This is a genomic window from Blastococcus aggregatus (assembly GCF_900221005.1).
GTDB classification, from domain to species: domain Bacteria; phylum Actinomycetota; class Actinomycetes; order Mycobacteriales; family Geodermatophilaceae; genus Blastococcus; species Blastococcus aggregatus.
In genome coordinates this window covers 145881-157118 of the sequence record NZ_OBQI01000007.1, presented here as the reverse complement: position 1 = coordinate 157118, position 11238 = coordinate 145881, and the positions used below count along the sequence as shown (strand labels likewise).

Annotated in this window: 10 protein-coding genes; all 10 read right to left on the bottom strand. The window is 70.7% G+C overall.

The genetic code is table 11. The features are described 5' to 3' along the window. Positions 1 to 83: 83 nt before the first annotated feature. Positions 84 to 1382 (bottom strand): hypothetical protein, encoded by a 1299-nt coding sequence (locus tag CRP29_RS20740; protein ID WP_097196958.1) that lies wholly within the window; start codon positions 1380 to 1382, stop codon positions 84 to 86. A gap of 558 nt (positions 1383 to 1940) precedes the next feature. After that, positions 1941 to 4415 carry an AAA family ATPase gene (locus tag CRP29_RS20735; protein WP_097196957.1) on the bottom strand — a complete coding sequence of 825 codons (2475 nt, stop codon included), beginning with the start codon at positions 4413 to 4415 and terminating at the stop codon, positions 1941 to 1943. Then, positions 4412 to 4642: a hypothetical protein gene (locus CRP29_RS20730; protein ID WP_141437188.1), complete on the bottom strand. Its 231-nt coding sequence runs from the start codon at positions 4640 to 4642 to the stop codon at positions 4412 to 4414. The genes CRP29_RS20735 and CRP29_RS20730 overlap by 4 nt, the downstream gene beginning before the upstream one ends. 410 nt (positions 4643 to 5052) lie before the next feature. Then, on the bottom strand, positions 5053 to 5745 hold the full coding sequence (locus CRP29_RS20725) for a hypothetical protein (RefSeq protein WP_245853158.1): 693 nt from the start codon (positions 5743 to 5745) through the stop codon (positions 5053 to 5055). Positions 5746 to 5874: 129 nt separating this feature from the next. Next, positions 5875 to 6366, bottom strand: coding sequence for a hypothetical protein (locus CRP29_RS20720; protein ID WP_245853157.1), 492 nt, complete (start codon positions 6364 to 6366; stop codon positions 5875 to 5877). Beyond that, positions 6354 to 7871, bottom strand: a complete 1518-nt coding sequence (locus CRP29_RS20715) for a type IV secretory system conjugative DNA transfer family protein (RefSeq protein ID WP_097196954.1) — start codon at positions 7869 to 7871, stop codon at positions 6354 to 6356. The genes CRP29_RS20720 and CRP29_RS20715 overlap by 13 nt, the downstream gene beginning before the upstream one ends. Before the next feature lie 4 nt (positions 7872 to 7875). After that, positions 7876 to 9168, bottom strand: coding sequence for a serine/threonine-protein kinase (locus tag CRP29_RS20710; protein WP_097196953.1), 1293 nt, complete (start codon positions 9166 to 9168; stop codon positions 7876 to 7878). Further along, positions 9168 to 9473, bottom strand: coding sequence for a hypothetical protein (locus tag CRP29_RS20705; RefSeq protein WP_097196952.1), 306 nt, complete (start codon positions 9471 to 9473; stop codon positions 9168 to 9170). The genes CRP29_RS20710 and CRP29_RS20705 overlap by 1 nt, the downstream gene beginning before the upstream one ends. Next, on the bottom strand, positions 9470 to 10096 hold the full coding sequence (locus tag CRP29_RS20700) for a conjugal transfer protein (RefSeq protein ID WP_097196951.1): 627 nt from the start codon (positions 10094 to 10096) through the stop codon (positions 9470 to 9472). Before CRP29_RS20700 ends, CRP29_RS20705 begins: the two co-directional genes overlap by 4 nt. Further along, the gene (locus tag CRP29_RS20695; RefSeq protein WP_097196950.1) at positions 10093 to 11238 is read right to left on the bottom strand and encodes a M23 family metallopeptidase; all 1146 of its coding nucleotides are present in this window, start codon (positions 11236 to 11238) and stop codon (positions 10093 to 10095) included. Before CRP29_RS20695 ends, CRP29_RS20700 begins: the two co-directional genes overlap by 4 nt.

Genomic DNA, 11238 nt, shown 5'->3' with positions numbered 1-11238 from the left:
AACGCGCACGGCTGCCTGGCCGGTCCCGGAAGACGGTAGTAATTCGGGCGGCGCAGGCGAGCGCCGGTGGCGGTCCTGCCGCGTCACTCGTCCTCGTTGGCGGAGTCGTCATTCTCGATGATGCGGACCTGCTCCCCGAAGGTTGCCAGGTCCTCGTGTGTCCCGATTCGCACGAGCGCCGGCGTCGGCAAGGGGACCTCCCGGAGCTGTTCGGGTCCGTGTAGGCGAAGGCTGCAGACAGGGCAGCGAAAGCCGTCAGCGGAGAGCCGAATCCTGATCGCCACGAGCACCTTGTCTGAACCGTCGGCGTCGACGAAGTGCTCGCCAGGCTGCATCTCGAGGTAGGGGGATCCGGTCAGGAAACCGATGCGTTCGCAAGCGGGGCATCCGAGCGCAACCTTTCGGTCATCCTCCTCCGCCTGCAGCATGGTCACCCTGTCCAAGGCGGCGAGCTCCTCTTCGCGCTCGGCCTCCGTGAAGTCGGAGACTCGAGTGGCGAAGACTTGACGGGCATGGCCGAGGCGCAGCGTGATGACCTGCTCGACGGCCGTGCTCGCCTCGTCAAGGAGCGACACCGCAGCGTCCGTGTAGTCCCCGAAGACTTCATGGAGGTCCTCACCCATCATGCTCAAGATTTCGTCGGCGCCGCGCACCGCGAGCTGAGCGACCTCGTCGGCTCCGCCGCCCTGGTCGCCGATGTGTGCCACACCGTTGCGGGCCTGCATGACGGCATCGAACCGTCTGGCGAAGATGACGCCCGCACCGCCAGCGCCTCCGGCCTGGATGGTCCCGATCCGTTCGAGGGCTCCTTGCAGGCCCACCGTCTTCAGGACGTGCGGGGTGCTGAGCCGGTGCCCCTGGCCGGCGAGAACTACCAGCGAAAGCAGGTCGAATCTGGCGTCGATGAGGAGCGAGGGATGCAGACGCGCGAGATACGCCTTCGCGAGGTGCTCGAGCATGATGCCGAGTTGCAGGGCTGCGTCGTCGTTCTCATCCGCGGCTCGCGCTCGCATGCCCCGGGACGCGTGCCGACGTGCCGACGCCAGCAGAGAGTCGCTGTGGATCGGCGCTGAGGGCAGGATTGAACCGGCACCGGTCCGCACCCTGATGTTGCCGATCGACAGCGTTCCCTCGCCCGACAGCCCCGCGGGTACCCAGCCGCCATACCTGCCGGAGGTGCCCATCAGCGGATCATCCCGGCGACCCTCACGGGTAGCTCGCGCCGAGGATCTTCCCGGCCTCCGGAACGACACCTGTGGCGGCTTCGGCGCAGACTCGGAGCGGTGCATGAGCTTGTCCTGAGTCATCACCTCGAGGGCGAACGGACCGAGGTAGCTGGCCGACGCGGTCAGTGCCGTGCCGGTCGCGATCGCCTGCCGCATGGTGGCGGCGGCGACCCTGAAGTGTCGCTCGACGCGGTCGGCAGGGGTGAAGGCGACGAGTCCCCAGATTCTCCGCAGCCAGCATGAGACCGAGTGTCGCTCATGAGCTGTCGAGACCTCGTCGTTGGCCCAGCGGTTTCGTCGTCCCGGTAGGCGCTCCCCTTGCGCGCGTCCCGCGCGACGATTCTTCCCAAGGAACGGAGTCTCCGGACTCGCCGGGGCTGTTCAGTCCCTGGCCTCGCCGGACATCGGGGACGAGGACCGCGTGGACCTGCGAACGCTCTCCCTGGCCAACGGTTGCCTGCAATGCCTGGTTCGCCTCCAGCTGACTCCTCGCGACGCCGTAATAAGCCCCCGCCGCACTCTCGGCCACCACGCGTCCCGCGAGCCTCACCGGGAGGATGCCCGCTGGCACCGCCGGTGGGCGTTCAGCGTCATGAGCGGACATTCCGGAGACCTCCGCGGCGACGTCCGGCCGGGAGTGCGGGACGTGGCTCGACCATGCGCCGCGGTACTCGACAGGCCGCCGGGCGCTCGTGGATGACGTAGGGCGGGCACCTACTTCTCGACGAGGTTGAGGTTAAGCTTGGCGCACCGGCAGCGCAGCATCTTCGCGTCCGGGTACCCCTCGGTCTGGACGAGCTGCCCGCACCGGTTGCACTCGAAAATCGCGAGCAGCTTTCGGGCCGCCGCAACCGTCTCAGCGAACTCTTTCGCGGTCACGTCGATCGACGGGTTGTAGTGCGTCATGGCGTTGATAGCCCACTGCTCGATGTCGTAGCCGCGGCGGACCTGCTTCCAGGTCTCCTCGAGCTCCTCGGTCCTGGTGAGCTGGTCGGCGTCACCCCACCGTTGCGCTGCCTTCTTGGCCTTCTGCAGCAGCTTCGAGTACCGCGAACCGACGGCGGCGAGCATCTCGCCGAGCTCGTGCCGTCCGTCGGCACGGAACTGCACAGGGGCGCGTAAGTCGTTCGCGAGCGTGTGCATCCGGTTCTCGAGGAGTTGCCGCAGAGCCGGCGCCGCCAGGTTCACCTCGCCCTTGGCGAGGTGGCTCTCGATCTGGGCGAACACGTCTCCCTTAAGGGAACGGACCGGGCCTGTTTGCACGCTCCAACTCTGGAACTCGACGATGTTGTCGCGCTTGACGACCTTGAGCTGCTCGATCGTCTTCGCCCACGTCGTCTCGTGCGTCGTGATGACGAACTGCACGTGCGGGAAGCGCGACAAGAGCAGGTCGCAGATCTTGCGCCGATGCGCGATGTCGATGCTCGTAATGACGTCATCGAGGACGACGAAGCTGAGGTCATTGCCGAGCATGTGGTCGAGCAGGGCGAGGTACAGCGCCAGACCCATCCCGTCCTGGTGGCCCTCGGAGTGGTAAGCGCCTGGTGGGAACAGCCCGTGGTCATAGAAGCCGACGGCGAGGTCGAGCTTCCCGGCTGTTGGGGCGAGCTGGGCCCGGAACGCGTCCTCGTCTCCGGCGTTGATCTGCTGGTAGTGCGCCGAAAACTGCGCCTCGATGCTGCGGTACAGCTGGTCGAGGGCGGCGTCCATGGCTGCGCAGTACTTCACGTACAGCAGGTCGGCGACACGGGAGCTCTCGGTTGCGTCCTGCAGCGCGGCCCGCGCCTGCTCAAGACGCGACCACCGCTCCTGTGCACGAGCAAGCCAACCGGACGCGGCCTGGATGTCGGACTGGTCGGGCAGCGCATCTGCGGACGCGGCAACGGCGTCAGTAGTCGCGGTCGTGCTTGCCGTCGTGCCAATCAGTAGAGCGGCAGCATCGTCGCCACCGGCACGTGTGATGGCCTCGGCGACGGTCGCCGTCGCGTCGTCGGTGATCCGGCTGCGGGTACTGGCAAGCTCAGCCGCCCATGCGATAAGGGTATCGGGGTGCTCCGTGCCAGCGAGGAGCATCTTCGCGGTATCGGCGGCGGCGAGCACCTTGCGTTGAAGCGCCTCGAGCTGCAGGCCGAGCTGGCCGGTGACGTCTCCAATCGTCGTTTGGACGCTCCCGGCGTGCTCGGACGCGGCGAGCTTCGTGGTGATGTGATCCCGCAGTGCCGCTTCGGTGTCCCAGTCGCGGTCGCACACGGGGCAGTGGCTGCCGTCGACCTGAGCGAGAGCGGCGACGAGGAGGCTGCGTCGTGCGAGGGCCGTCTGTGCGGCATCGACGTCACCGAGTTCACGGACGGCCGCACCAAGCTCCGAGACGAGTTCACCGACGCGGGTTGTCGCCGAAGCGGCCGCGCCAGCGAGCTCCTGTGCGGTGCGGACCGCGCCGGCACGGTCGGGCCCGCTCGTGTCGCGATTGACGCCGTCGTCGAGCGCGACCCACTGCGGGCCAATCGTGAGGTTCGCCTCGGTCAGCTCGGGGAGGTTGAGCAGCCGCCGCCGGTTGTTCGCTGCCCTAGTGACGTCGCCCCGTGTGGTAGTCGTGCCGCCGAGGAGGCTGGCGAGGTCGGGCAAGGCGGCCTTGACGCGCGCGTCGGCGTTGTTCTTCTCCTTGGTGAGTGACCTCTTGGATGTCCCGAGGTTCTGGCGCAGGGTCTCGAGGCTGTCAAGCTTGAGTAATGCCTGCACGGTCTGCGAGCGGTCGCCGGGCTTGGCCAAGATGAACTTGAGGATCTCGCGCCGTGTCAGGATGAGCTCACGATGCGCGGCGGCGTCTGCGACGGCTGTGTGCATCTCCGCGGTGTCGGGTGTGAGCGTGTACTCGCCTGCGCGCCGGACGGTCCGGGTTAGCGTGCCTTCGCCGCCATTGGGGATGCTGAACGTGAGGGTGACCCTCGCTGCGTCCGGATTATTTCGCTGCAGAACGTGTGGCGCGTGCTCTTTCACGGTGATGCCAGCCGTGGCTGCGCCAGTGAGTCGAGCAATGCTGCCGGTGAGGGCAAAGTCGATGGCGTCGACGACGCCGCTCTTACCGCTGCCGTTGGGGCCATGCACGAGGATCGAGTCGCCGCCCATCGGGATCGTGAGGTGGCGGATCCCGCGGAACTCAGTGATCTCGAGTCCGACGAGCCGGATCATGCCGTGCCGCCCAACCCGTCCCGCGTCGCCGTGTGGACTTGGACGAGCGCCACGATCTGCTCAGCGTCGGGCAGTTTGCCAGTTCCGGCGAGGAGTTCGCGGAGCTCTGCGGTCAGTGCCGGCGGCGTTGTTTCGTCGGACTCGACGGCGGAGAGAAAGTTCTCGATGACGGCGGTAGGGATGCTGCTCAAGATCACGCTTTCGTGTGCTGGCTGGCCCGATTTCATCAACCCGGAGTGGCTGATTCAACAGAGTTTCGACTTCTCGTAGAGTTTGCACGACCCGGGCCCCCGCTGGGCTCGGAGAAGGTCTCGGCGAGCCTCTGGGATTACGGCCAGCGCCCCGCCTGTCCGAGGCTGCCGGTGGGGCGTCGTCTTGTCAGCTAGGCAAGCGCGCGGGCCCTCCAAGCCGACCCCCAAGCGGGGAACCGCCCTCGTCCCGCTGACCCAGCCCTCAGCGGGAACAGCGAGCTAGCGTTGGCGCCCGTATCGGGGCGTCCCGCAAGACCCACCCGGTGATGCGTAGTCACAGCGAGGCGACATCAGGTACGCCCGGCAACGCCAAACGATTCTGGACCAGCCTGTCAGTCGTCTCAGTGCGCACATGGCCGCGGTAGCGGCTGGGCGAGAGTGGAGCACTACGGCCGGGTGGCCAGCAGGCTGGCAACCGTGCTGGTGGCCTGCACGTGCTGTCCGAGCTGCGGATCCAGTCGCTTGGCCAGCCCGAGCAGGTCGGCCAGGCGCGCGGCGACGTCGGTGTTCAGCAGGGGTTCGTGGTGGGCCACCCGGTTGCGCAGGTCGTGCAGGCGTCCGACCGGTCCGTCCACGTGGGCGGCGCGGTCGGTACCCGACGGGAAGGCGCGGTGCAGGGCGGGCACCCACAGCGTCTTCTCGTGCGCGGCGGAGCTGAGGTAGCGCCAGAAGCCGAACATCAGCTCCGCCACGACCTTGCCCGGCGGGGCGGTCGGTCCGCCGGCGTTGGCGACCGCATGGCGCAAGCTCTCCCGGGGCCTGTCGTTGACGTCGACGCGGCGTCTTCCTCGTCTGCGGTACAGCGGTGCGAAGACGGCGTCCCCGGCGAGAGTCCAGTGCGGTGGTCCGGGCCAGCGAGTGGACAGGGCGACGTCGTACGCGTTACGCAGCCCGACCTCCAGGTTCGCCAGGTCGTGCAGAAGTGCAGCGCTGAGCTGGGCGTTCCACTCGTACATGGCCAGCGCCCGAGCCCGATCCCCGCCCGTGGCGGTCAGATAGACCGCGAACCGCGGCGCACTCAGCCAGGCCTCCACCCAGGACCCAGCCAGTGGGGAGGTCGGGGGCGTCGGCGTTGTCATGACGCCCGATCCTCGCGTACATTGATCGCGAAAGCCCCGGTGGACCGCTGGCCTCTGGCCATGTCGCCGGGGCTACGTCTTTCCGACGACCGCCACGTCGGGGTGCCCCGCTGGAGCCCTTCGCCCCGGTCACCGCGACGGGGCGTCGAGGGACGCGATGTAGCGGCTCTCGGCGGGCCAGTCCTGGTGTCTACCGGTGCGACACGTGCTCTCCCCGAGGCGTTCGGTCATGCGGTCGCTGAACATCGGGAAGGCGTAGCGGTTCCACTCCTCCACCAGCTCGGGCCCAGCAGCGTTCTCCGCCGTCCAGCGCAGAACCGCCAGGACGGGCAGCTCTCGGGCGATGTGGGGATGACGCGCCCAGCAGGCCGGAATCATCTGCGCGGGGCGCCACGCGTACTCGTGGTTGATCCACGTGACGACGTCGTCGCACCAGCTCCAGACCGCAGCGCCGAGCTCGGCGCTGCAGCTGGCCGGCTCCCAGGGCCGCTCCAGGTCCGCGATGGCATCGACGCGCCCCGCTCCCCCGCGGTCACGTCGCCGAATGTCCTGCAGGAGCTCGAAAGCGTGCAGTACCGCGAGCGGTGGCGGTGGGAAGGGCAGCACGATCACGACGACCACGCCCCGGGCAGCGATCCGAACGGCGGCTCGATGTGCTCGTCCTGCCTCGGGCCGAGCCGGTGGTCGCGGGCATAGGCGAGGGCAGCAGCGGTGCGTTCACGAACATCCGAGGAGTCGGCGCGGGCGCGGTTGACTTCCGCTCGTGCAGCGTCCAACTCCTGCTTCAGTTGCTCGCCGTCCTTGCCGTCGAAGCAGCGCTGCAACCGCGCGATGATCGGTGGCGCGTTGCCGGCGATGACCAAGGCGTGGCGCTCACGGATGCGTCGGATGTCGCCGGGCCGCAGGACCCGTACGTCCTCACCGGAGCGCGAGGTGCCGACGCCGCCGGGACCGTCGGTGACGGTCTGCCGGCTGATCCGCACGTCGTCGAGCAGGTCGGACAGCTCCCGGTAGAAGTGGATGTCCTTGCCGCCGCCGAAGACGACGAGGTTGTTGGTGAGCCCGAACAGCGAGCGGGCCTCGTCCTCGCCGTAGGAGACGACCATCTGCTTCCACGTCTGGGCGGCGTAGATGAAGGAGAGGCCGAGCGCACGTTCGTTGGCCATGCGCACCCGCAGCGTGGGCAGCGGCGTGGTGGAGGGCAGCTCGTCGAGGCAGGCCAGGAAGCAGGGGGTCAGCCGCCCGTGCGGCGAGGTGGTGGCGGCTCGCAGTGCGGTGTCGAGGACGTGTTCGGCGACCGCGGTCATCAGCGGCGCCGCCGAGGCGTAGGGGTCTTCCCGGCCGAGCAGGTACACGGTGCCCTGCCGCGCGATCAGGTCGGCGAGATCGGTCGCCGACCGTCCGGGCGAAGGCACGCAGCGGGCTCGAATCTCGGGCTGGAAGAACAACGCCATCGCCTGCTGAACCGTGGTGACGGTGTTGCCGACGGTGTCCGGGCTGCCGTGCAGTGCACCGGCGAGAAGCCCGTCCCAGAACCGGGCGGCGTGCAGGTGCTGCTGCAGGATCTCGGCGGGTTGCTCGGCGGCGACCGGGTTGGCGACCCACTCCAGGACGTGCTCGAGGGTGCGGCCGGTGAGCGCTGCGGCGTGCAGGAAGCCCTGCAGGACCTTGGCGGTCTCCGCGGCGTAGAACCGGGCGGCGTTGTCCTGCCGACCCCCGGTGACGGCTCCGGTGATAGTGCCGGCGGCGAAGGCCTTGGCTCGTCGCTCGGCGGTCTGGGGGTCCACACAGCCGGCGATCGGGTCCCACACCAGCTCGGGCAGCCCGGGCGCGGCGCCGAACGGGTCGAGCACCGCGATGGGGCGCGGTGGATTCCCGGCGTGCGGCGGCTGCTGGCGTCGTCCGGCGGTCAGCAGCAGGTCGTCGAGCTTGGTCAGCGTGGCCAGCGCGGCGCCGCGGTGGGCCAGCAGCGCGGGGGCCAGTAGGTCGAGGGTCTTGCCGGACCCCTGCTCGCCGTAGACGCCGGTGGTGCGGTCGTAACGGCACCACAGCTCCACCCCGTGCGGAACCCGGGACCGGCCCAGCCGCCAGCCCACGTCGGTCGGGTCGAACGCGTGCCTGCGCATCGCGTCAGCGCGCCCGGCTCGGCCCGGGGCGGGCTCGGGTCGCCTGCAGCTGTTGGTGGGCCTGCTGGCGGGCCTCGCTCAGCGCCACCGGCGTCTGCGGGTCGTCGAGCAGCGCCCGATTCGCCGTCCAGGCCCGCTGCGGGAAGCCGGCCGTCGCGCGTACACCTGGGCCGGCGGCATGATCGGCGACGGCGAGGGAGAGCAGCCGGGCGTTGTGCAGGGCGCCGGCGACGGGCTGCAGGTCGACCGCGTCGGCGCGGACGAGCCCACCGAGCTGATAACCGCGCAGGTACGCCGCCACGCGCTCGTCGCGCGGCGGCATGTCGCGGGCGTAGCCGATCAGGGTTCCGGAATCGGCCCAGTGCCGGACGGTGCGGTACAGCAACTGGTTCGCAAAGGTCGGCAGGTGCTGAGCACCGGCCGCGACCGACGCGCGCAGCGACGCCGTCCAGGTGTTCGGGTCGGATCCAGCCTCGCTCAGGACGGCATGGAGCCGTCCGGCCGCGGTCACGCCGGACGGCGCGTGCGCGTGGGGACGCCGACTGCCGTCCTCGTACGGACGGAGAGCGAGCCGGACCGCGCCCCAGGCGTCCGACGCCCTGCTCGGTCCGGCAACTGCCCCGCTGGCTGGGCCGAGGCGTTCGGCAGCGGAGCTGAGTGTCTGGGCGGCGATCGTGTAGGCCGAGACCTCGGCGACCGAGGGTGGATCACTGCCTCGGGCGGTCGCGCGCAGCAGGACGCCGACGGCGTCGGGGACCACAATCGCGGGATCGACGGATCGATCGGCCGCCGGGCCCGGGACGGGGCGGTCGAGGATGGCGGCATCGGTACGTGTCGGCGGTTGGAGCGCGGCTGTCTGCTGCACCAGGACCGCCTGGTGCCTAACCTCGGCCAGCCACTCCGCCGCCGGGCCGGCGGGCAGGCCGCGGGCGATCACCTCGGCCAGTGGCGTCACGGTCTCGGCGACGGTAGTGGCGGCGGCCCACCGGCTGGCGACGGTGGTCTGGGCGTGGAGGACGCCGACGGTGTCGGCTGCGGCGGCCGCTATCCGGGTCAGCGTCGACTCGGTCGCCGGAGCGCGAGCGGCCAGCTCGGTGCAGGCGGCGGCGAGGGCGGCCACGTGTTGTTCCCGCTGGTCGCCGGCGATGGGAGAGACGCCGTCGCGACGCAGGTGCGCCAGCGCTCGGCCGACGTGGCCGAGCGCGGTGGCGGCGTCGGCACGGACGGCCGGGCGGTCGTCGAGCGAATGGGCGTTGTCGACGAGGGCGTCGAGGAGCTGCCCGAGTGAGGTGGCCATCAGCGCGGTGCCCGGAGCGCGCGGTGCCCGTGCTGGGCGGCGGCGAGGACGTCGGGGTGCGCGAAGTCGTGCGCGGGCAGGTTGCCGAGGACGCGCAGCGCCTGCTCGATGAGCCGGTCGGGGTCGGTGCTGTCGGCCGTCGCGGGCACCGGACCGGGGGGCGCCAGAGTGGTGGCCGCGGTGAGGCAGTGCAGCTGGGCTGTCGGCCCGGCCTTCTCGTTGCGGGCGGCGGCGGCGAACAGCGCCGCTGCCTCGGCCCGGGCGGTCAGCAGGTCCGGCCTGTGGCCGTTGTCGGTCGAGCTCATCGATATGACTCCTTCTCGGAACGAACGGTTGGACGAGATGTCGACGTCGACGGTCGTGGCGCGGTCGGCCCCGAGTCGGGGCTCGCGCCGGATCTGTGGGCACGACGGCGAACTGCAGCGGCGCCTGTGGACAGCAGTCGGCGGAGGCGGCCTCGGCCGCCTCGAGACGGGTAGCGGTCCGGGCGGATGACTGCTCGCCCGGCGCGGAGCTGGCGCAGCCCCAGTGCTTGCTCGGCCTCCCGGCGGGTGGCCATGCCGCCGCGGGCGTCGCCGGGACGCCGGTAGCGAACAGCCAGGACGGTGGTCGTGAGCGCCCCGCTCAGCAGAACGAGCTCGGCTGCGGCGATACAGGCGTACGCCGGGACCTGCCCGGCGACCTGGCGCAGCTGGTCAGGCGGCAGACCGCGACCGGGCTGGCCGTGCAGAAGTCCGCCCAGGACTCGCACGACCGTGTCGGTGCTGTGCGGCCACACCCAGCCGCCGCCCCACAGCGCCGAGGCGACCCCGAGTCCGGTCAGGGCGGCCAGCGCGATGGCGATCAAGGTGCCGCCGGCTGCCACGACGGCCAGCTCCCATCCGCGACCGATCGGCTGGGGATCGCGACGCCGGGGCGGTGTGGTCACGCGCCGGCCCCCGCGTGGACGGACAGGTCGACACCGCGTTCAGCGAGCCAGGGCACCGGGTCGACGGGTGCGCCGTCGAGGCGGACCTCGAAGTGCAGGTGGACGCCGGTGCTGTTGCCGGTGGAGCCCTGGAAGCCGAGCAGCGCACCGGCCGGCACCTGCTGCCCGGGAGTGACGGTGTAGCCCGAGAGGTGGGCGTAGCGGGTGGTTACTCCGTCGCCGTGGTTGAGTTCGACGAGGTTGCCGTAGCCGGCCAGATCGAGGCCGCCGTCGCGGTCGCAGAAGGCGCTGGTGCACGCGGCGGTGAGCACGGTGCCGGCCGCGGCGGCGTACACCGGGCTGCCGCGCGGGCCGGCCAGGTCGACGCCGGCGTGCTGGCTGCCCCATCGCGGCCCGAAGCCGGAGGTGAGGACGCCGGCGCTGGGGCGGGCCCACGCGCCGTCGGGCACCGACAGGCCGGGGCAGCCGCCGTCCACCGCACCGGCCGTGTCCGCATCCACCGCCTGGGAAGCCGGCCACAGCATCGCCGTGAGTTGCTGGGCGAGCGGCTCCCAGCGGGCGTAGGCGCCGCCGGCGGCCGAGATCTGCACCGCCTGCGCAGCCTGGGTCAGCGGAATGGTTTCCCAGTCGGGTACGTCGACGAGCCGGGTGTAGAACGCTTCGGCCGCGTAGACGGGGTCCATCAGCTGGGCGACGGTGCCCCAGCCGGCCATCCAGCGCTGCTGGAAGGTGTTGACGCTGTCGTGGTCGAACCCGAGCCCGTCGTGCGCGTAGCTCAGGCTGGTGGCGGTCACCGCGGCCTGCTCTGCGGTGAGCTCGAGGCTGCTGCCGTCGTTGGCCAGCATGCGCAGCCGCGACTCCTGCCAGGCGGTGGCCAACGCCACCGTCGCGGCATGCGCGGGCAGGCCGCGCGCGGCGGCGACGTCGGCGATGGTCCGCGCGTGACCCATCTGGACGGCGTCCAGCGCGATGCCGGCGACTGTGGCCCCGGTGCCACCGGCCCCACATGTGGTGTCGGGGTGGGTCTCGCTCGACGCTGCCCCGCCGAGGAGGAGCAGCACGGTGGACATGGCCAGCAGGGGCAGGACGAAGACTGCGACACCCGCCGCCAGCGCCGTCCGGCCGGCGTCCGTTCCTGCCAT